The sequence below is a fragment of the Desertivirga brevis genome, from assembly GCF_017355835.1.
In genome coordinates this window covers 1,264,775-1,286,389 of record NZ_JAFEWF010000001.1, presented here as the reverse complement: position 1 = coordinate 1,286,389, position 21,615 = coordinate 1,264,775, and the positions used below count along the sequence as shown (strand labels likewise).

The 21,615-nt window shown below is 42.8% G+C and carries 16 protein-coding genes; 2 read left to right on the top strand and 14 right to left on the bottom strand.

Going from position 1 to position 21,615, the window contains the following annotated elements:
- Nucleotides 1-27: 27 nt before the first annotated feature.
- The 10 genes from J4N25_RS05600 to J4N25_RS05555 form a co-directional block, all read right to left on the bottom strand.
- Complete coding sequence (locus tag J4N25_RS05600; protein ID WP_207421157.1) at nt 28-3,330, bottom strand: TonB-dependent receptor; 3,303 nt, start codon at nt 3,328-3,330, stop codon at nt 28-30.
- Nucleotides 3,331-3,447: 117 nt separating this feature from the next.
- A complete protein-coding gene (locus J4N25_RS05595; protein WP_242695782.1) occupies nt 3,448-4,815 on the bottom strand; it encodes an alkaline phosphatase family protein in 1,368 nt (455 codons plus the stop codon).
- Nucleotides 4,815-8,015, bottom strand: coding sequence for a TonB-dependent receptor (locus tag J4N25_RS05590; RefSeq protein ID WP_207421156.1), 3,201 nt, complete (start codon nt 8,013-8,015; stop codon nt 4,815-4,817). The genes J4N25_RS05595 and J4N25_RS05590 overlap by 1 nt, the downstream gene beginning before the upstream one ends.
- Nucleotides 8,016-8,140: 125 nt before the next feature.
- Entirely contained in the window at nt 8,141-8,962 is an 822-nt protein-coding gene (locus J4N25_RS05585) for a FecR family protein (RefSeq protein WP_207421155.1), read from the bottom strand.
- Between the two features lie 249 nt (nt 8,963-9,211).
- The gene (locus J4N25_RS05580) at nt 9,212-9,793 is read right to left on the bottom strand and encodes an RNA polymerase sigma factor (RefSeq protein ID WP_207421154.1); all 582 of its coding nucleotides are present in this window, start codon (nt 9,791-9,793) and stop codon (nt 9,212-9,214) included.
- 569 nt (nt 9,794-10,362) lie between these two features.
- Entirely contained in the window at nt 10,363-10,728 is a 366-nt protein-coding gene (locus J4N25_RS05575) for a nuclear transport factor 2 family protein (protein WP_207421153.1), read from the bottom strand.
- Between the two features lie 6 nt (nt 10,729-10,734).
- Nucleotides 10,735-11,466: an SDR family NAD(P)-dependent oxidoreductase gene (locus J4N25_RS05570; RefSeq protein WP_207421152.1), complete on the bottom strand. Its 732-nt coding sequence runs from the start codon at nt 11,464-11,466 to the stop codon at nt 10,735-10,737.
- Nucleotides 11,467-11,476: 10 nt separating this feature from the next.
- Nucleotides 11,477-11,665, bottom strand: a complete 189-nt coding sequence (locus J4N25_RS05565; protein ID WP_207421151.1) for a tautomerase family protein — start codon at nt 11,663-11,665, stop codon at nt 11,477-11,479.
- A gap of 63 nt (nt 11,666-11,728) precedes the next feature.
- Nucleotides 11,729-12,580, bottom strand: coding sequence for a helix-turn-helix domain-containing protein (locus tag J4N25_RS05560; protein WP_207421150.1), 852 nt, complete (start codon nt 12,578-12,580; stop codon nt 11,729-11,731).
- 145 nt (nt 12,581-12,725) lie between these two features.
- Complete coding sequence (locus J4N25_RS05555; RefSeq protein WP_207421149.1) at nt 12,726-13,586, bottom strand: peptidase associated/transthyretin-like domain-containing protein; 861 nt, start codon at nt 13,584-13,586, stop codon at nt 12,726-12,728.
- Nucleotides 13,587-13,815: 229 nt separating this feature from the next.
- Here J4N25_RS05555 and J4N25_RS05550 point away from each other — a divergent pair, with 229 nt between their 5' ends.
- Both J4N25_RS05550 and J4N25_RS05545 read left to right on the top strand, forming a co-directional pair.
- Entirely contained in the window at nt 13,816-14,391 is a 576-nt protein-coding gene (locus J4N25_RS05550) for an O-methyltransferase (RefSeq protein WP_207421148.1), read from the top strand.
- A gap of 180 nt (nt 14,392-14,571) precedes the next feature.
- Nucleotides 14,572-16,245, top strand: a complete 1,674-nt coding sequence (locus J4N25_RS05545; protein WP_207421147.1) for a S8 family peptidase — start codon at nt 14,572-14,574, stop codon at nt 16,243-16,245.
- A gap of 92 nt (nt 16,246-16,337) precedes the next feature.
- Here J4N25_RS05545 and J4N25_RS05540 read toward each other — a convergent pair whose 3' ends face one another.
- The 4 genes from J4N25_RS05540 to J4N25_RS05525 form a co-directional block, all read right to left on the bottom strand.
- Nucleotides 16,338-17,186, bottom strand: coding sequence for a transglutaminase family protein (locus J4N25_RS05540; RefSeq protein ID WP_207421146.1), 849 nt, complete (start codon nt 17,184-17,186; stop codon nt 16,338-16,340).
- 85 nt (nt 17,187-17,271) lie between these two features.
- The gene (locus tag J4N25_RS05535) at nt 17,272-19,713 is read right to left on the bottom strand and encodes an ATP-binding protein (protein ID WP_207421145.1); all 2,442 of its coding nucleotides are present in this window, start codon (nt 19,711-19,713) and stop codon (nt 17,272-17,274) included.
- A gap of 453 nt (nt 19,714-20,166) precedes the next feature.
- Entirely contained in the window at nt 20,167-20,598 is a 432-nt protein-coding gene (locus J4N25_RS05530; RefSeq protein ID WP_242695781.1) for a hypothetical protein, read from the bottom strand.
- A gap of 237 nt (nt 20,599-20,835) precedes the next feature.
- Complete coding sequence (locus J4N25_RS05525; protein ID WP_207421144.1) at nt 20,836-21,615, bottom strand: response regulator transcription factor; 780 nt, start codon at nt 21,613-21,615, stop codon at nt 20,836-20,838.

Below are 21,615 nucleotides of genomic sequence, written 5' to 3'. Positions count from 1 at the left end.
AGTCAATTGGCCCATGTTAGAATGAAATTAATTTAAGGTGTACCGTAACCCTAACTGTATAATATAAGTTGAATTGAGGCTCACATCATTTCTGAAAGTATCTGATAAGAGCTTTCCTCCGGGCGTGGCCATTTGAAATACTGGCTGAACATCTCCTCCTGGTTTAACTGCATTTAGATTAACCGGAACCAATATTGCGCTTGCATTGACCAGTTTTTTGTTTCCCCATGCGGGGTTAAATAAATTACCAGCATTTAATAAATCAGCAGTGAATTGCAGGCTGTGCTGGTTGTGCCGCCTTGTTAGAGTAATGTCGGCTGTTAATTTTAAATCTACCTGATTTCGCCAAGGCAGTTGTGCCCCATTACGTTCTGCATATCGCCCCTTGCGTGTCCGCAGGTAGTTATCCTGCTCCACATAATCAAAAAATGCACGTTGCTGCTGCTCCGCCGTAAACATTACCTTTCCGGTATTATTGTCGACAATGGGGGCAAAACGTATTTCCGACTTGTCTCGTGGAACGTAAATCAAAGATTTGTTGGTGCCATCGTTGACCAGATCACGAGCATACGTGTAAGAAAAACGGCCGTCAATAGAGCCTTGATAGAACAGATATGCGCTTAGCTGCAGATGTTTACTTACGGGTGTGCGGTAGCTAAAGATGCCCCTCAGCTGGCTGGGGCTCACAAATCCTGAATAGCTTAGCTGCGGATGATTGATACCATTTACAGTAGGGGTAGCGGTAAGCGCTGAAAGCGTCTGATCGCCATCTCCATCGTTCAAACTTTTAGCAAAGCTCTTTACGTAGCTAGCTGAAAAGTTTAACGAACGATTCAATTGCCTTTCGACCGACATGGTGACTGACCAGTAGTAACCACGGGACGAATTTCCTACCAATACTGCGTTAAATGCCGAGTTGCCGTTTGCATCAGGTACCCCTGAAGCATTCAAAGGATGAATGAAACGTTGATTGATCGCCGCAGGATAAACCAGCCGGTGATCAGGATAATCGGGAATATTGAGCGGTTGAGGGGTGACAAGATTAATATCCTTGAATACAATGGCGTGTATATCCTTATTATATAATACATCTAATGTGCCCTTTATGCCGGCGGGAAGCAGCGCGTCTATGCCTAAACTGGTTTTCCAGGTTTGCGGCATCTTAAAATCGGGTGATAATACGCTCATCACAGCAGGCAGAAAAGAACCTGCCTCAGGGGTTTCAGCTGGAATGTATGCTTTAGGATTTGCGCCAAACGGTCCTGGTGTGTTTTCCTGCCCTTGCCAGGTTTGGGTGGCCTGGTACATTCCAGAATACCTGGCCTGACTAATGATCCAGACAAAGGGTATCCGCCCGGTAAAGATGCCCGAACCGCCCCGTAGTCGCATATTTTTTGACTGATCAATATCCCAGTGAAAACTCAGCCTCGGGGAAAATAAAAAGGCCGGCCGTGGTAAGCGCGATGTGATTAGATCTTGCCCTCCCGAAAACTTAAGGCTCCCAGCCAGTGTGTTTTCGGCCAAGGGGTCTGGAAACACTGGCAGGTCCGTTCGGAGGGCTGCCGTAACCCCTATTCGCTTGTTCAATGCAAAGTGATCTTGCCCGAACAGTGCAGTATTTGTGTAGACAAAGCTGTAAGATGGTTTTTCGACACCGGGCACCACTGAATAGGTCACCGCGTAATCCACCGGCTTCTGCCCTGTTAAAAAATCGTCCCATGACGCGAAGGTAAAATACCCTGTCCCAAATGGCATGTAGGTGTTTTTGGTGCGGCTGTAGTCAGCTTGTACTCCGATCTGCCACTGATGTTTTCCGCTACTGCCATGTAAGAAATCAGCAACTGACAGCAGGTTTACCTGCCGGGAATTGCCATAAGTAAACGGTTCCATACCGAACGAGGTAAATGGGGTACCACCTTTAAGGATATCCACGAAAGGAAATATACTGCTGTTGGATTCCCGTGGTTCGTCCTGTTGTGTGAACGCTAACCGAACTGTATTGAACATTCGCTTATTAACGGAGAAATTCCATTCACCAGCTAATGAATAAAAATTTGACTGCGTACTAAAGTTACTATTACTGAATGGAACCGCGTTAATGTTCCGTCTGCCTGCACCTACCGGGAAAGCAGACAGTGGGCTGCGTGAGCCATTCACCAACTCAGGCCTGACGCTGTTCAGTTGATTATAACGCAGGCTAAGGGTATGATTGGTTGCGATATTCCAGTCTAAGCGGACAAGGAATCGTGAACTGTTGTTCCTAAAATTATAGCTATTTGGTTCGCCTGCATAGTAACCATACCGCGAAGTCAATGTATCTCTTATCGCACTTAGTGCTTCAGCAGACGGCCGGGCAGTGTTAGGACCGCTGCCATAAGGGTTCCCGGCGGTGGAGGGTTGAAATGGCTGAGGGCTATTTGTTTCGCGTTCTGTCTCAAAGCTTAAAAAATAGAAAAGCTTGTCTTTGATCAGGGGACCACCCACTCTTAAACCATTCATTTGATACGACAAGGGGCGTTTTGCAGCCTGCCCGTCGCCCACGCGGTAGCCATACATATCCTCATTTCGAAAATAGCTGTAAGCAGATCCCCTGGTTTGGTTATCCCCGGAGCGGGTAATAATATTAATTGCGCCTCCAATAAATCCCGATTCCCAAATACTATTATAGGGAGCTATACTTACTGATAGTTGATCAATAGCATCCATGGAAATAGGCTGAGCTCCGTTTCCGGGCAGATTTTCACCCACTCCAAAGATGTTATTGAACTCAGAGCCGTCAACGGTTATGAAGTTTTGCCGGTAATTACCCCCTGCTATGGCGTTGCCGAAAGCCTGGGGCACGCGCCGCAGTTGTTCGCTAATACTTCTCCTCACCCCAGGCATACTGTTTAATGAGGCGCTGTTCAAATGCAGCCTGGGGCCGGTCTGGATAGGAAGATTGTTGTTCTTATAGGCAGTTGCGCTGATAACCACTTCGGACAGGACAGCCGTTCGCTTATTCATTTTAATATCCAAACTTTTGGTTTCACCAAGCCGCAAGTAAATGTCCTTTAATTGAAATTTATCGAAACCAATGTGCGCTACCTCGATCTGATAAGGTCCTCCTGGTTTCAATTCCGGCAGGTAAAAACGTCCTTGTTCATCTGTTCCGGCTCCATACTGCGTACCAGTAGGCAGGTAAATCATCCTTATGGAAGCACTCTCGACCGGAATGCCATCTGCATTGTTTATCCGGCCCTCAATGCTGCTTTTAGTTGTCTGAGCATAAAGCGCACCACCACCGGCAAGCATTAAGCTGGCCAATAGGGCTATATAGATTAAGCACTTCATTTTCATAACCAATAAATCAAATTGCTGCGTAGGTGTTAATTCAAATTATAATTGCTTTAAACCAATAAAACGGGCAGTTTGCAGCTGCCCGTTTAGTGCGGTCTTGTTACCGTTTAATTATTTTGTGTTCTTTTTTTCTGTCGCCAACATACCTGGATATAGTACGCCATCAGGTGCGTTAAAGGTTATACCCAATAGCTTTGCCGCAAAGGGTGCAATATCCTCCAAGCCGATTAGTGGCATGGTTACACCTTTCTTTACGCCTGCACCGCTGGCTAAAAAGCCGGTTTGAATGTGCTGAAAATCGGGATAAAACCCGTGAGTTCCGCCTGATGCAGGCTTAACTGCATCACCACTAGGCGAACCGCTCATCGCAATTCCTTCAAGTGGCGCAAGGGCTAGGGCCGCATTTGGATCAGCCCCTATTTTATCCAGCTCGGCGCGTTCAACCACCCGGAACAGTTTTTTTGTAGATTCAGGCAATGCCGCTATTACGCCACGTATCTGAGAAAGGGTTTTTTTGTCTTTCGGGTCTTTCAGCATTAAGAATGCGGAAGCTCCCGAGGTATGAAACTGCGCTTTCCAGGTGGTTTTTCCATCAGTCTTTGTTAGAAGACCGGCCTGGCTCAACCACACGTTAGGGGCGATAGCGGTATGGATATTGGAAAAACCATGATCTCCCGTCACAATAACTGTCGTATTCTCCTTTATTCCGGCCTGCTCTATGGCTTCCATGATGTTATTCACTGCATGGTCGGCACCCGCAATGGCTTGACGAACATGTGGCCCATCGCGGCCTTCGGCATGCTCGGCATGATCAACCGCAAATATGTGGAACGTTAACAGGTTCGGCTTATACTTTTTAATTATGTAAGCAGCCATGCGGCTGCCATTTTCATCTGCTGAGGCATAATCACTGCTTAACTTTTCGGCATCCAGTTTACCCGTGGCGTTCGTCTCGATCTCCTCGAACAAGCCTTTCGGTGTAGCATGCTCACGCTGAGGAGCTGTCCGCTCCACATTTTTATCCAAAGACCAATACTCGGGAATATTATAATCAACTTTAGCCCCAACAGATACCGGCCACATTACTGAGGCTGTTTTAAGTCCCGCATTAGATGCCGCTTCCCAAAGGGTTGGTACTTTAATCAGATTGGTTTCCCAATACCATTTGCCAGTAGCTCCATCAGGCTCAAAGGGTGAGTTGTAGAAAATACCGTGCTTAAGCGGTTTGGCGCCGGTAATGATGGTTGTATGCGATGGATAGGTGACGCTTGGAAAAACTCCCCTGACACCGTCTGCTGATATACCTTCAGCGACCATCCGGTGCAAGGTAGGTGTGGCCCAATGATCTTCCCGGTAAAAATCCGGGCGAAGGCCATCAATACTGATGATCACCACGTGTTTTGCCTGTTGAGCTTTTACCAGATACGCCGGAAAGGTTAGTAATAGTGCAAGAAGTATTTTTTTCATATCTCTTATCATTAAAATGAATATCTGGCTCCCAACTGTATCTGGTATGGAGTACCATTGGCGGTAGTAACACCGACGTTCTCGTTAACACGGTAGTTGTATTGCTGAGTAGCCTGGTTAAAGCCTGTAACGGTATACAGCGTTTGCTGGCCCAGGTTGTAGTTTACGCCTTTGTTTTTATTAAGCAGGTTAGCAAAGTTGAAAACGTCGGCAGATATCGTCAGAGCTTGTTTTTTATACACCTTTACTACCTTTGATAACCTAAGGTCGATAGTGCCGGAGAATGGATTGCTGCCACCATTCCGGTTAGCAATTTTACCTATGCTTTCGCTGATATATTCTTTAGCACGGTTATCTGGGTTATTTAATACTTTATCCATTGAGGCTTTGATATTTGCCGGCGTATTAGGATTATTAGGATCAAACACAAAAGCGAGATCATTATCCGTACCCGGGCCACCTACAAAGTCGCCGTTAATATCAGAGTCGACTGTTAGTGAATAACGGGTACCGCCTATACCCGTAAAGCGACCGCTAAGTGAAAAACCCCAGAAGGTTGGAGTAGAACCAAATAGGACAACTTTTTGCCTGAACTGATTATCCGAGTAGTTCATCTCGCTCAGATCGCGTGGGTCGGATTTTATCGGACGGAAGGTTGATGTATTTGCTACGTTTCCATTGTAGGAGGTATTGTCTTTCGTGTCATTCCAGGTATAGCTGAATGAAAGGTATCCATCCTTATAATAACGAAGGTCGCCATCGAAAATAACAGCTTTTTGCGTGATCTTCGCTCCGTTGGTCAGCTCTAGTGTGCGGCCTACCAGTTGTGTTTTACGTCCCTGTACATTATCCGTTACGCCTGCAGTACTAATAGTGTTGGCAGGTACGAACACGCCGCGGTTTGCCTCATTAGTTAATCTGAAATAAGGCTGATCAACCAGGTTGCGGTCCAGATAAACGTAGTTATCTTTTGTATGGCTGTATAACAAGTTAACACCCACACGAAGCCATGCACCAAATATTTTATTGTAGGATAAGTTTACCTTATAAATATTGGGCACCTGCAAATTAGGGTCGTTCAGATTGATGGTTGATACTTTCGGTGCGCCTGCGATTAATCCGGGAGCTGTATTCGGGTCATTACGGTAAGACGGAAAGTCAGGCACAGGCACCAGATTCGTTCCGGTGGCAGGACGTGTTACGTCAACCGACGCCACTTTAGTACCGCTGTTCTGAATATTATTTACCTGAGAATAGTTAACCGGGTTAGCCGAGAATATACCGCCGCCTAAACGAAGTATGTCGGTCTTTTTACCCTGAACGTCCCAGGATAGCTGGAAGCGCGGCTGGAAATTATTCCAATCGGTTGGGTTGTTATCGGTTCTTAAACCGAGAGTTTGCTCTACTACCGGATTGTATTCTCCACCTGTAAGGTAGCTGGTCATATCCCAACGCAAACCAAATGTCGCGCTAAGATTTTTTACCGGCTCAAACTGTACCTGGCCAAAGGCAGATACATTCAGCACATATTGTTGTACAGACGGTATACCATTAAGTGGAACTTCCCTTGCATAACGAGTAGGATTAAGGTTTTCGAACTCCTGGAAGTTATTGAAAATAAAACGCCCGTTCTGTTCGCTTGAAATGTACGTGTCCAGATAGGTCAGCGTATTGTCCGTTCCAAAGGTGAAGTTATACTTACCTTTTGTCAGGTAACTGGTGTTGAGTAACTGAAACTGGTTCTCCAGGTTATTTTCAGGGGTGAAGCGCTGACCTCCCAATTGTACATTTGTGTTTCCTATGGTACCGTTCGGTAAGGTAGAGCGTACCGAAACGATGGCGCGTGGGATATTGGCTCCAGGCAATTCGCCGTTAGGCACATAATCGCGCTTGGCTGTCTGGTACTGCAACTTCAGCTCATTCATGAAATTGGGGCTAAACTGCGTCCGTAATGAGGCTAAAGTTGTATTCTCGCGCGATTTGAAACTGCCGTATACCTCAAACAGGTTGATATTTGTATTATCGTCAACGCTGGATGGGTTATTCCAATCGCTGTAGTTGTTGCGTATGGTTAAACGGTTCTTATCATTGATCTGCCAATCAAGCCGTGCAAAAAAAGTATTTGCCAGGGTTTTGCGGGGGAATTCTCCTACTTGCGGCCCATTAGATAGACCATATTTAAGTCGGCCAATATTGATTACGCTATCAAGCATACCCTTACTTATGCGCAAGGCGTTAGCATCAGCATCCGCACGAATATCGGCAATAGTGAATGGTGTAGACTGATCCTGACGGTCTAAAGCCGTAAAAAAGAAAACTTTATCTTTAACAATTGGACCGCCTAAGCTAAAGCCATATTGATTGGTACTGAAGTTCTGCTTACGCTTGTTGCCGCGAATATCATAAGGGCTTGCCAATGCATCTGAACGATAGTAATCAAACGCAGAGCCTGTGAACTCATTAGTGCCCGATTTGGTTACTGCGCTGATCGTAGCTCCACCGGCACGTCCCTGCGAAACATCATAAATGTTGGTTGATACCTCGAACTCACGAATAGCTTCGATCGATAGGGAGTAGGGACCGCTTCCTACAGCGCCGGACGTAAGGTTATTACGTGCACTGGCTCCATCGATCACATAGTTGGTAGATGAAGGTAGTTGTCCGCCTACTGAACCTCCGTTAGAGGTAGGAGCTAAGGAAATAAGATTGGTAAAGTTCCTGTTAAGCGCTGGTATTTGTTGTATTGTGCGAGCATTGATAGAGGTACTGCCACCCAAACGATCATTGCGGCTGCTTAGTGTATTGCTTTTTACCGTTACCTCACTCAGCTGGGTACTGGCATCAGTTAATTTGAAATCAACTGTCAGGCGATCGCCTTGGTTAAGCGTCAGGTTTCTCTGGACCTGAGAGCCTGTACCAATGAATGAGGCCTTTACCATATATTGTTTGCCTAAGGGCAACTGCCTGAAGGTGTAGCGGCCGTCCTGACCGGTAACCGTAGCCGCTTTGAAACCGTTGGTTTCATTTTGGATCACGATGCTTACACCGGGAATAGTTTTTCCATTACCGTCACGGACGATACCGGATATGGTAGCATCCGTTGATTGAGCGAGAGTGTGGAAAGAAACTAATGATAATAGAATAAGGAAGCTTAAGAATTTAGGACGATTGTCCGTGTTAATATATTTCAATAAATGAATAAAAAGGTGCATATTTAGTGCTTAATTAATATTTGAAAGTGTTAATTAACAAGGCTTTGGCTGCTACAGCCCTTGCCGAAAGCCGGAAGTGTTGGTAGCACTTTCGGCTTTTGTATTTCCGGTTATTTGTTATTTCATTAGTGGTAATTTTGAGGGTAAATAATTAATTGTTTATCATTCAGGCGATAAGTGATCCCTGTTGTTACCACCAGCTGCCTAAGCTGCTCATCCAATGATGCTTGTTTAAGCCTGATGGTATAAGTCGACTTATCCAATTCAGCCCGTTCAACTGCAACCTGCAGGTCATGCTTTCGGCCTATTTCAGCCGCTAAATCGCTCAGCGTAACACCTTTAAGATAACTAAGCTGCCCTTGGCGCCAGGCGCTCATCAACTCTGTATCCTGGTCCCTGGCATGAGTGGCTATATTTTGACTGGTGACATGGAACACCTCACCCTTGGTCATCTGCTTAACCATAGGGGCAAAAGCACCTGTTGCATCGATCTTATCAACTGCAACGCTGCCACTCACCACTGCCACCTGGTAAGTTTTCTTAGGCTGGTAGGCGCGAATATTGAACTGGGTGCCTAAAACACGCGTCCGTAGCGGACCGGTAACGACATAAAATGGGTGAGAGACGTCTCGCTTTACTTTAAAATAAGCTTCGCCCTCATCAAGGTAAACGCTTCGGCTTCCTGCCGCTACGAATGGCTGAGTAATACGAATTTTGCTTTTTGCGTTAAGCCATACTTCCGTACTGTCGGGCAATATTAATTTTCTGAGCTGCTTGTTGGCCGTGGTCACCGTTTCATAGGATACTTGGTTCGCTGACGTTTGCGCCCTGTATAAATGCTGGTAACCTATAATACCTAAAAGCGTAGTGCCTATCCCCAGGCAAGCAGCTATTCTAATCCAAAAAGATATGGACCGGACTTTTCTTTCTGGGGCGATGGTCCGCATGATCCGCTGATGCAACTCGTCATGGATACGTTGTGCCGATTCCTCATTTTTCAGTATTTCAGGTTCATCCCGCGTCTTGAATTGTTCAAACCAACGATCGATTATCTCCCTTTGTGCGGGCTTGGATGAATCGTCCTGATAAGCTTTGAAATGCTCTTTAATTTTGTCTCGGTCTTTTTGTTCCATTCAACCTTAAAGCGCTTTGATGGCCCAAAAGTACTTTACCGAGCAGTTAAGCTTTCGTTAATATTAGGTAATGGCTCCGGCAATGATAAGGGTCAGATATAGAATAGATCTCTCTGCAACGCTTACGCGTAAACGCTTTAAAGCCTCTGAAATGTTGTTTTTTACAGTTTGTTCTGACAGGCCAAGCTTTGCTGCTATTTCGCGTATAGATAGATCTTCGAAACGGCTAAGTTGAAAACAGCTGCGCATATTAGCAGGCATTTTTGATAGTTCTGTTTCGATACCTTCGCGCATTTCGTTCAACAGCAGTTGCTCATCACTCCGGACATCCTGCTGGAGATCAGCTATTAGCAGTTCGGCGCCATTCAATCGTACTTTATTCTTGCGGAAGGATGACATGACAGCATTTTTAGCGATCGTATTGAGGTAAGGAAGAATTGAATTTTCGGCAAACACTTGTTCGCGATGGTTCCACATATACACGAACACATCCTGTACAATGTCTTTCGTGTCTTCCTCGTTTTTACAAAGTTGATAAACAAATGAGAACAGTGGCTTCCAATAGCGGCTGAATAAAATGTTAAAAGCGGCCTTGTTTCCGGCTGAAATATCTTGCAGCAGCTCCTTATCTGTTAAAACATTCATTTGCCAGCAAAGCTAAATGATGAATGTTAAGATAGAATTAAACCTTATTCAGATTAGAGTACGTAAAGCTTAAACCCCCTAGCGAATTTTAGTAGCGTTCTTATCTCATCTGGTATTTTGTTCCCGGGAAGTCTCTTTTCTAGTTCATCTATTTGCGAGTCTGTTAAGCCTGCTTTGAGCTCAACCTGATATTCATCTCCGTCTTCTGATATATATCGATCAGCTAAAATAGATTGTAATTGTTCAACAGGGTTCATTCTTTAATGGGATTGTAAGCCGAATCACTTTGATGAGTGTAATTTAATATTAATATGCCTTAAAATCCGTCATTTAGGTTTTCAGGTAACAAATAAGGTTTTTTGTTACGGTCATACAGCCATTGTTTTTAAGATTTTTCTACATTCTGCAATTATTGCCAGTAATGGCTCGGTTTTAAAACCGTAAGTCCGGCTAGCTGAAGTTGCCGTCCGGCTTACGGTTCTATCGCTGTTGAAATTGCTTCAACGTTAGATAAAGGTATATCCAGAGTTTTTATAGGGTACCTCTAAGCATTGCGAATACGAGGTGCTTCAAATATTCGTGAAACTCTTATTTACTATCTGCCAGCGGCCATCTAACTTAACCAAAGACAAAAAGTCACGGTAATCATAATTTAGCATCCGCAGACTGGCTTTTGCTATAGCCAGGCTTCCTAAAATCTCAATGGCATAAGCCTCCATGTTAAACTCTTCCCTCAGTTCTGCGGGACTTTCACGATTTTTAATTATATCCAGGTATTCTTCCAGCGTTTTAAAATAGGGGCTTTGATTCACCTCGCCGAACAACAGAGCTTTGGGATGAAACGCCTGCTTAAGCCTTTCAATATCCCCACGGTATACACCTTCAAAATAGAGATCCAGCACGTGCTGAATCTCTAAGAAATTTTGATTTTCCATATTAAATTAATGGCCGGCTACGTGCCCGCCGTCTACGTTTAAAGTTATACCAGTTACAAAATTGCTGTTGGCCAGATAAAGACAAGCATTGGCAATATCTTCTACTTCCCCGATTCGGTTTAGCAGGTGCAAGCCGGCTAATGAGTCGGCATCTTCTACTCCAATTTTTGATTGTAGAGGAGACCGGATTATACCCGGAGCAATAGTATTTACCCGGATGTTATTTTTTCCAAATTCTGCAGCGAGCTGTTTAGTTAGGGCGTGAACTCCGCCTTTGCTAATGAGCGGGGCGGTGGCAGGAAATCCCGCTATGGCATGATCTACCAGAACAGTACCGATATTGATAATGAGCCCCTCATTTTTCGGCAGCATAGCTTTTATTGCAGCCTGCGAGGTAAAGTAGGTTCCTTTCACATTCGTTTTGAAGAACTTATCCAGGTCATTTTCTTCGACATCCAAAAAGGGTTTTGGCTCAAAGATACCTGCATTGTTCACAAGCACATCTACAGTTCCAAAGTGTTGAAGTGCAGCCTCAACCAGCTTTTCTCCAGTACTTTTTTCGCCAATGTCGCCAGCTACCAAAATAGTATTAGCAGGCGATCCAAATTCTTCAAATGCTCTTTTCAATTTTTCCTCCGATGAGGAGTTTAGAAGCACGTTCCAGTTTTGGGCTATAAACAGCCTGGCTATCCCTTTTCCAATTCCGCTCGAAGCGCCGGTGATAATTATCGTTTTCATGTGTTTAGCCTTATAGTTCCGAAACTTGCTTGTGTCCGATTCCCCAGTTGTCGGTATTGATTTCATCGATTATCACAAAAGTGGTTTCCGGCTTCTTGTTAAGCACTTTGACAAGTAATTCTGTAGCTCCCGCAATGAGTTGAGCCTTTTGTTCAGGGGTAACACCTGTATCCGTGACCTTGATGTTGATATATGGCATAATTTCTATGTTTTGTATGAAGCAAAGGTCGCTTGCAAAACATAGCGGGTAAAGGTGAAAACTTTACAAGGAATGGTAATTTTTACTTTGTTGCCGAAATTCTGATGGGGTAATGCCAGTAAACTTTTTGAAGTACTTCACCATGTTTGTGGGTTCATCGAAGCCCAGGTGATAGGAAATTTCTTTGATTGGAGTTTTAGTTCCGGCAAGAAGACGTTTAATCTCTAACACCAAACGTTCGGTAATGATCTCCTTAGGAGTTTTGTTGCAATAATTACTTGTATAGCGGGCAAGTGAATTGTACGTAAGATTTAAAGTATCAGTATAGAAGTTTACTTTTTGTGTATTTCGAAAATTCGACTCAAGCAAAGTAGTAAAATCTCCGACTACTTGGGTATAACCTTGGACCAAGTCGGCAGATTGCCTGGAGTAAAGATTTGCACAATAGATAAGGATGAGCTGGAGAAAATGAAAACATGAGGCAGTTTTAATTTCCTCAGGTAAATTGACGTTTATGTCGTATAGCTGTTCGCTCAGCTTTTCGAGATATTTAAAATCTGCGTCGCCAATTTTCAGCACTTGTTTTCCTTCGTAATGCTCCCGTATGCAAAAAGAAAGCATTTTTAAAACCTTCTCATCCGAGTTCTTTACTAAGTCGGCCATAAAAGTAAGGGCAATAAACTGCTGATCATCTCCCTCGAAGTGGAACTGAGCGTTTTGATTTTTCGAAATTATGATGATGCTATTCGGCTGAAAACTGTATTGTATGAAGTCAATCGAGTAGGAACCTGATACCTGTTTAACCATTAAAATCAAGTAGTAATCAGGCTTCTCAATCTCTCTTATAGAAAAAGAAGGATCAATTTTATTGAACGATAAGCTCAGGTTGGGCACCGATTTTTCCAGATTGTCCATGCTTTAAAAATGGTAAAAATTAAACAGTTACTTGCTACGCAATGTGATTTAGTACCAAGAACAAGGAGTGTCTGATTTTTATCGGAATTTGAATTTTACATAATGCATTTTCATCCATTTTTTAGACACCTAAAACGCCCTCAGGTTAAAGATCGAATTTCTTCGCATATGCTTTTTTAATTTCGATCAGTATTGCTCCATTTGCAGCTTTAGAGCCATAAATAGCAGTTGCCTTAGCATCCTTTAATACCTCTAGTTTTTCTATCCATTCAGGCGGTATCTCATTGAATTTGGCTGCGTCTATAACACAACTTTTTTTATTAACGTAAACTAAGTACAAAGGCTCCTGATTTACAGATATAGTTGATATTCCACCTAACATAAAGGTTCGTTCAACTGGCAGTTTAATCACTATACCATCGTTTAGGTGAGCCTCGAACAGGAAATATCCGCTCAACTCGAAGGTATATGCAGTTGCCACAGTTCCTTCCTTTGTGCTTAACTTAAATTTACCGTTACTGTCAGTTAAGGCCAGCACATTTTCGAAACCCTTCTGTCTTATCTTCACCTGTTTCAAGGGTTTACCTGTTCGTTCATCGACCACTATCCCGCTAATGGTATCCAACGGTATGGGAGCTTTAATAGCAGACTCGACATAAGCCGGAGGTAAAGGAGATGCGTGATCGTGATTTACTATTACTGGTCTCAATTCGTTTGCCAGGGTTGGAGTAGACGCAATTGCGCCCACAGCAAGAGGAAGTAACCAGTGCCAACTCGCTTTTGGAGGCATTAGCACTAAATCACGATTAAGCTGACTGGCCGACACACGTCCACATACATTTTCCTTTTTTCTTTTAAAAAATTGAATAATCTCTTCATCTGACTTGGAAGTGAGGTCTACAATGTGTTTTTCACAGCTTTCACAAAAGCGCCCTTTGTTAGTTTGCAGCATGGTATCCCAGCTCTCTGAACAAGGATCTTTCAATATCAGCTTTAGTTTTTTCAATTTCCAGGTTTTAGTCGTAGATGCACCAATTTACATAATTCCATAATCAGATTGCAACGAATATCTCATGGAATAACATTAGAAGACTGTATCCCAAATCTATCATAGAATAGTGTTTTCAAAAACATCTCATGACATTCGCTAAATCCGCGATATTTCGTATCTATGCAAGTAAAACAAGCTCCATTTTTAGTAACCTATAATTTTTCTACCCCAAGATCACAAGTAAATGAACGACAATAGCATTATCTTACCAGAAAATTACCTATCAATACAAAGAGAATCAACCAACATTAATTTTTCAATGCCTTCCGACTTACAGACGGGCAGCTTGTTACGGACTTTAGTGACTAGTAAGCCGAAGGGGCGATTTTTAGAACTTGGTACAGGGACTGGGCTTTCTCTTTCCTGGATAGTGGAGGCAATGGATCAAGATTCTTATGTTATATCAATTGACAATAGCGAAGTTTATCTGGCGATAGCAAAAAAGCATTTTCACCAAGATTTAAGAGTAAGTATTGTTTGCGAGGATGGAAACGTTTGGATTAAAAGTAATCAGGATAAGAAGTTTGATCTAATATTTGCTGATGCTTGGCCGGGGAAATATGAAACGCTAGACGAGACTTTGAATTTACTCAAGACGGGTGGATTTTACATTATTGACGACATGCTTCCCCAGGCAAACTGGCCGGAAGGACATCAAAGTAATGTTGACCGTTTAATATCTTACCTGGCAGATCGAAACGATATAAGATTAACAAGGATGAATTGGTCAACAGGACTAATTATTGTTGCCAAGATATAAGTGAAGTAATCTTATTGATGAAATTGACTTAAATTGAAAGCCGCTTTTTGTCCTTATTTCCCAAATCTTAAAAAACAAAAAAGTCGGCTGATCAGCATAAGATACCGCATTGATCAATATATATATTACCTTTGTTCTCAATAGGTTTGTTCGAAAAACCAGGTCACAACTACATCTTAAATGAAATCTTACGCGAGTTACCTACTAAAAGCCTTATTCCTTTCTCTTTTTTGTCTGGTTGCATGTAAAAAAAACGAAATACCAGAAGAGCCGGAAAAGCCCAATCCTACCATTCGAGTAATGTTGGACAGTGTAATTATGGAAAACATTCCCTATGTCGGCACTCGTCTCGAGGTCATTGTCGAGAATATTCCGGAAGGAACGCCGGATAGTGTAGAATGGCGTGTAGAAAACCCGCGTATTGCTGAAGTAACCACTAAAGGAATTGTATGGCCAAAAGGAGCTGGAACTACTTATGTTTATGCAAAACTGGTTAATGAAAAGATTGAAGCAAAATGCAAGATCATCGTAACAGATGGGAATGATTATAAATTCAGGCTTATCTTAACCGATAAGGGTAAATCGGATTTTTCGGTAGGCAATCCTGGTGCGTTCCTTTCCGATAAAGCCATTGAAAGGCGCCGTAGGAGAGGGATTCCCATTGATGAAACTGACTTACCTATATCTAAACAGTATTTAAAGGCGATAACCGAACTTGGAGGTACCATCGTTGCCCAAAGTAAGTGGCTGAATACCGTGACCATAAACGTTCAGGATCAATTTCTTATAGACAAGTACAAAACTTTGCCCTTTGTGAAGGATGTCAAATTGGTATATGTGGGCAAAAGGAAAAAGGTTTCAAATGTCTCCAAATATGTAGATAGTCCGCAGGCAGGAAGTTCAAGCAATTTAGGTACATCAATTGACTACGGATCGGCAGCGCTAAATATAAACTTAGTAAAGGGAGAAGCACTTCATCAGGAAGGCTTCAAAGGTGCGGGAATAGACATTGCTGTTATTGATGCGGGTTTCTTAAACCTGAAAAATAATCCAGCCTTTAGCAACATCCATATTAAGGGCGCAAAATCTTTTGTATATGAAAATGACGATCCCTATAGTATAGACTCCCATGGGATTTGGGTTACCTCATGTATGGCTGTAAATAAACCTGGAAGATATGTAGGTACTGCTCCAGAGGCGAATTATTGGTTACTTCGTACAGAGGATAGTGATACTGAATATCCAATAGAAGAGGATTACTGGACCAGCGCAATAGAATTTGCAGACAGTGCGGGCGTAGATTTGGTTAACTCTTCCCTATATTATAGCGACGGCTTTAATTCGTATTACACCAAGGGATATACTGCTGATGATATGGATGGTAAAACTGCTTTCTCTACCAAGGCGGCAAATATGGCCTTTAAAAAGGGAATCTTTATTGTAAACTGTGCAGGGAACGAAAATAAATGGGTAGGTGCACCTGCCGATTCCCCTGGTGTACTAACGCTTGGGTCTGTTAATGACAAAAGTAGCAAGGACAGCTTTACTTCATGGGGAATGACCGTTGATGGCCGTATCAAACCGGATGTGATGGCTTTAGGTGGAGGTGCAAGTGTAATCAATACATCTGGCACTGCCGAAAATAGAAGCGGTACATCCTATGCCAGTCCGATCGTCTGTGGATTAGTAGCTTGCCTATGGCAAGCCTATCCCGAACTCACTAATAATGATCTATTGGAGATAATACGTAAGTCGGCCGATAGGGCAAGTAACCCTGCGTTACCTTACGGTTATGGCATTGTAGATATGAAAAAGGCAATGGAGCTGGCGAAAATCAAAGTAGGTTCAAAGTAAAAGGAATATTGTTAGTGTTGGTTCTGGAGGGGTGTAAAGCGGCACTCACACTGGTATAGGTATTTTATTCGATGCATACTCAGAAGAAGGCACTAATAATCCTGAAGCCGCTCTATAGTGCTTGAAAAACTAAGTGTTGACTTGCATTCACTCACTCTACCTGATATAGGCGCGGCATCTGATGGGTTGGAACTAACAGCGAGAGGAATATGCCCCGGGCCTGCGAATAGACCAGTCGTAGGATCTAAACCAATCCACCCTGCTCCCGGAAGGAAAACTTCTGTCCAGGCGTGAAGAGAGATACGGTCAGTTATCCCTTCTCCGGATTCAAGAAGGTAGCCGGAAACAAACCGTGCAGCAATGTTTAAGTGCCGGAATACCTGAACCAGCAGCCAGGCAACATCCCGGCAGCTTCCGGTTTTACCAGACAAAGAATCCTCACACGTCTGAACTCCGGCTTCCTCTCTTTCAGTGTAGGCGATGTTTTGAAAAACACTCTTGTTAGTCTGCACCAAAAAGTTAACCGTGGAGATATCCTTTAAATTCAGTCCCTCCAAAAAGAGTTTTAAAAATGGTCCGGAGTCAGCGATTTCGAAGTAGGCGCATAAGGCCTTTCGGGTTTCCGGCTCGTAGTTGAAAGGGAAGGTCATTGCGTAATCTTCGAGATAAAAATCGAAAGGATCGAAGTCTTTAGGTTCAATATTAAAAGAAATATTAATAGTTAAAGAGTTAAGGCTACCTGGAAAGATTATACGGGCAAGGCTGTTTCCAAAAGCGTCCTGAAGCCAATGAATACTTTTAGGCTGTGGTTGACAGCTCAGTTTATAGTCTTTAATAACAGCGTGAATATGGCTGGTAGGTTTCAACCGGAGAGTCTGCGGCGACAGGAATACATCATTACTGTAAGAATATGATGTAGTGTGAATGATGTGAAATTTCAATTGTAGAGCTCTTGATTAAAATTTTAACCTCTAATATTCTAGAATTGTTTCCCCCAAGAGGCTACCGTTGACAACTGTGAACAGTTTACCCTTCAATAGGGAGTGAAAACCAGAAGGTAGAACCTTCTCCCTTTTTGGATTCTACGCCAATTTCTCCGCCATGCAGTCGTATTATTTCGGATGAAATATAAAGCCCTAAACCCATTCCAGAGTACTGCCCTGACAGGTCAGCTCTGTAAAACCGCTTGAATAGACGCGGCAGTTTCTCCTCCTCAATACCTATGCCCTGGTCTGTAACGGAAATTTTTACCTTATTGTCCAGCGTCTCTACCAACAGTTGTATTTCGGATGACCTGGGAGAGAACTTAACTGCATTGCTGATGAAATTAACAATGATCTGCTCGATTCGATTTTCATCGGCAAATACATTTAGTGTTGAATCGCCATTAACAACAAAGGTATGAGTTCCTGCTATGGTTATATGTTGTGAGCAGTCCTCAATTAATTTGGAGATCTTAAACCATTTTTTATTCAAGCTTAGTTGTCCGGCCTGGATTGCCGAAACACTTAAAAGCTCCCTTACCAATCCCCCTAACTTGCCGGCGCTCCTATTGGAACTGGTAATTAGGCCCGCGATGGCGTTTGAGAGGGGCTCTTTCTCATAAATACGCATCAACATCTGTAGAGATGCAGTGAGGGTGGTTAATGGAGTTTTAAGTTCATGCGAGGCTATTGACAAGAACTCGTCCCGACTACGGATTGCATCCTTTAACTGTGTAACATCAAGGCAAATTACAACAGCTGCCGTAATCTCCCCTGAATTATCCTTAATGGGAGCAGAGCTCATTCGTAATATAGCCGACTTACCGTCTCCTCTAACAATTTCTACGTCTTCATCAGTAACAAATTCTCCTCTTAAGATAGAGCGCATTGCCGGCCAATCTTGTTTTTGATATGGTTTCCCGTCGGGATGGAATCCTACCCGTTTATCATACTGTTCAATGTTTCCTGATTCTTGCGGAGGGAATCCCCATACTTCGTTTAACTTCTCATTAGCAAAAACTATTTTTCCCAATGGAGCTTCAGCTATGACTACTGCTCCGGGCATCTGCTTTATGACAGCTTCGAACCTGTTTCGTTCAAATTCTACTTCTCTTAGTAAACGCTTGTTGTCTTTAAGGGCCTGCTGTTGTTCTTCATGCAATCTGGCATTTTCAAGAGTTAGTGCTATTCTTGTAGCAAAGTCTTTGGCAAACTGTAGATCCTCCTCATTAAAATATCGCCCATCTGTTGTTGAAAGGAGGTTAATGCAGCCAGTAATTTGATCTCTAACATAAAAAGGTACAAGTATGGAAGAACGTAAATTAAGGGTTTTAAGAAGTTCTACTTGTTCCTTATCAGGTATAACTGCCTCTAAAATCTCGTTAGTTATAACAGAGATCAAGGATGACTTACCGCTTCTGATGGTAGTAGCTGTATAGCTGTTACCATTTATGGTAATAGGTTTCTTCTTCCTTAAATCATAAGAGAGCTTAACATATTCAGGATCCTGGTGGGCTACATACAACAGTTCAATAGTCTCCTCTTTGATTATATTGATAGTAAAGAAATCTGCAAACTTCGGGACGATAAGCCGGGATATTTTTTCTAAGGCGGATTTGGTGTCTAAAGAAAGCGCGAGTTCGTTGCCTGCCTTATTTAAGTACTCTAACAAAGCGCCTCTATCCTGAGCCTTTTTTCTTTCAAGCACAAGGTCGGTAACATCATATCCAATTGCAATAATTGAAGTTACTGCTCCATTTTCAAACACCGGTTGGTAAACGAAATTCGAGTATATAGTCCTAAGCCGCCCTTCCTCTGCTATTTCGAAAGGAACCTCACTGCCAAAGAAAGGCTCGGCAGTTGTAAAAACTGTAGTTAAGATATTAACAATTCCCTGCCCGACATATTCAGGGAAGACCTCTGCTATTGGTTTGCCTAAGACAGATGAGCCTCTCTGCCACATTTCCAAACTTTTGTCGTTAGCCGTTTCAATAACGAAATTAGGGCCATTTAAAATTGCCATTGCAACGGGTGCCTGTAGCACTACATTCCTGAACTTTCGCTCAACATCTTCAAATCTTTTCTTTGCAATAACACCCTCGGTTACATCTTTGTAAATGCCCAGGATACCAACAACCATCCCTGCGTTATCATTGATCGGGCTATAGGTGTAGTCAAAGAACGCCTCTTGAGTTACCCCATCTTTGGTAAGGAGCGTCAATGCCTCCTTCTGTGTAAGGGTAACGCCTGTATCGAGAACTTTGTTCAGCAATGTGGGAAGAGCTTGCTCTGCAAGTTCGGGTAAAGCTTCTAAAAGACATTTTCCTATAACCTCTCTGCTTTTACCCCATATTTGGAGCAAAGCATCGTTGATGTAGGAGATTCGCAGTGCAACTCCCTCTAAAACCACAATAGGATACGGGGCGTTTAAAAGGGCATTCTGGAGAATCAGTGATGTGCCCCCTTTTTCTATAGTACTATCCATCTTTGTTTAACCCTTAACCTCTTAAATTTTCTATTAGAATTGTCAAACCTACCATTTGTTATGAAGCTTCCTTATTTTAATTACCTGTGCAATTTGCTCTACTACCATATCTTCGCCCTTCCACTTGCGGTCGACAGGCTGCTCGTTTTTTGATATCTAACATATGTTATCCCGAGGTGTACAAATTAACGTTTGTTTTGCAATTTAAAGTAAAGATGCGATGTTACCGTCGAAGTAGACATAAGGAATACCAAATTGCAGGAAGAATATGCTTCTATTACTAGCATTGATTTTCTTGCTCTTTTCTAGCAGCTATAAAATTGGAGGGAAGTTCCAGTAAGGCGGAAGTGAATGGAATTTCGGCAGTCTTTTAATTAGGTGTTGTATATAAAAGAACAGGCCTCAACCTGGTTGAAGCCTGTTCTTTCTTATTTCAAAAGCATTCTTAGAATCTTAAAATTCCCTGGTAACAAGTACAGCACCCATATTTGGACGATCAATAGTTGCTCGTTCTTCTGCAGTGATAAAAACGCGGGTCGGCTTGTAAGGAGTTACGGTAGTTAATTCACCGCTAAGAGCGCTGGTGAAAAAGCCCGAAGAACTTTTAAGCTGTCCTATGTTTTTTGTCCCATTATTTTCTGTATCTATCCAGGCTACATATACGTTTCTTGGTGGCTGTAACTTGTCCGGACTTGCCAGATTCTCAATACTTATAGATATAGAGTAGTTCTTATTTTCATCCTTTTTGATTTTCGCATAGCCTTGTGCCGCCGGGACAATGGAAGAAGGATTAAATGTCACCTTTTTCGAACAAGCAGATAATACCAGGGAACAATACAGTATTACCGCCATTAAGGAAGTAAAAGATAGAGTTTTGTTTTTCATAAATTCAATTAAGCGAGATGTAATGGGTTGGCGTTTATTTTTGCCAACCACTATTTCCTAACGGGAACTCGTGGCTTTGGTTTAAACAAAATCAAAACCATGGGTAGTATGAAAAAGACAACCTGGCTGGCTAAACCTAATTACGATACCTGATGCTTAAGGTGTGCTGCCTTTTTCTTATAGTCCCAATACACTACGATAGGGTAGAGCAGAAGGGCCAGGATACCCCAGATAACTTTACAATCCTATCTCTTCCCGTTTCCGCTTTTGAAACTCACTTGGTGTAATACCAAACTGACGGGTAAAACTCCTTCCAAAGCTTGTTTGAGAACCAAACCCTACCATGAAGGCTATCTCAAAAATTTTGTATTCGTCCTCAGCCAGCAATTCGGCAGCTTTCTTAAGCCTTGTAAGGTTAATAAATTCTACAGGAGTAAGACCCGAAAGGGCTTTTATTTTTCTAAAGAAAGTGGTTCGACTCATATTGAATGTTGCTGCCAGATGTTCTATTTCTAGATCCTCATTGCCTAACCTGGAAAAGATCTCGGTCTTCAATTGTTCCAGAAAACGTTCATCCGATTTTGAATGAGCAATACTTTTAATGTGGGTTAGGGGTGATTGAGTGAAATAGTTACGAAGCTTACTTCTGTTTGCGAGCAAATTGGCGACCTGGACCAGTAGATATTCTATATCAAAGGGCTTTTCAATGTAAGCATCCGCCCCTTGTTCCAGTCCCTGTATTTTAGATTTTAAAGTGTTCTTAGCAGTTAACAGGATTACTGGAATGTGACTGTAGTTGAAGTTGGACTTGATTTGACGGCATAGTTCATACCCGTCCATCACTGGCATCATAATGTCACTGATTACCAGCTGAACCGCTTCCTGTGATAGGATTTCTAGTCCCTCCTTACCATCGACGGCAGTCAATATTTTGTAAAGATCCGATAACTCTGCAGACACGGTCTCCAATATTTCCTCATTGTCGTCAATTAGAAGAATAGTTGCTTTATTGTCCAT

Bases quoted from the DNA above. Each gene is read 5' to 3' on its own strand.
- J4N25_RS05600 (WP_207421157.1), bottom strand. From the start codon at position 3,330: ATGAAGTGCTTAATCTATATAGCCCTATTGGCCAGCTTAATGCTTGCC.
- J4N25_RS05595 (WP_242695782.1), bottom strand. From the start codon at position 4,815: ATGATAAGAGATATGAAAAAAATACTTCTTGCACTATTACTAACCTTT.
- J4N25_RS05590 (WP_207421156.1), bottom strand. From the start codon at position 8,015: ATGCACCTTTTTATTCATTTATTGAAATATATTAACACGGACAATCGT.
- J4N25_RS05585 (WP_207421155.1), bottom strand. From the start codon at position 8,962: ATGCGGACCATCGCCCCAGAAAGAAAAGTCCGGTCCATATCTTTTTGG.
- J4N25_RS05580 (WP_207421154.1), bottom strand. From the start codon at position 9,793: ATGAATGTTTTAACAGATAAGGAGCTGCTGCAAGATATTTCAGCCGGA.
- J4N25_RS05575 (WP_207421153.1), bottom strand. From the start codon at position 10,728: ATGGAAAATCAAAATTTCTTAGAGATTCAGCACGTGCTGGATCTCTAT.
- J4N25_RS05570 (WP_207421152.1), bottom strand. From the start codon at position 11,466: ATGAAAACGATAATTATCACCGGCGCTTCGAGCGGAATTGGAAAAGGG.
- J4N25_RS05565 (WP_207421151.1), bottom strand. From the start codon at position 11,665: ATGCCATATATCAACATCAAGGTCACGGATACAGGTGTTACCCCTGAA.
- J4N25_RS05560 (WP_207421150.1), bottom strand. From the start codon at position 12,580: ATGGACAATCTGGAAAAATCGGTGCCCAACCTGAGCTTATCGTTCAAT.
- J4N25_RS05550 (WP_207421148.1), top strand. From the start codon at position 13,816: ATGAACGACAATAGCATTATCTTACCAGAAAATTACCTATCAATACAA.
- J4N25_RS05545 (WP_207421147.1), top strand. From the start codon at position 14,572: ATGAAATCTTACGCGAGTTACCTACTAAAAGCCTTATTCCTTTCTCTT.
- J4N25_RS05535 (WP_207421145.1), bottom strand. From the start codon at position 19,713: ATGGATAGTACTATAGAAAAAGGGGGCACATCACTGATTCTCCAGAAT.
- J4N25_RS05530 (WP_242695781.1), bottom strand. From the start codon at position 20,598: ATGAAAAACAAAACTCTATCTTTTACTTCCTTAATGGCGGTAATACTG.
- J4N25_RS05525 (WP_207421144.1), bottom strand. From the start codon at position 21,615: ATGGACAATAAAGCAACTATTCTTCTAATTGACGACAATGAGGAAATA.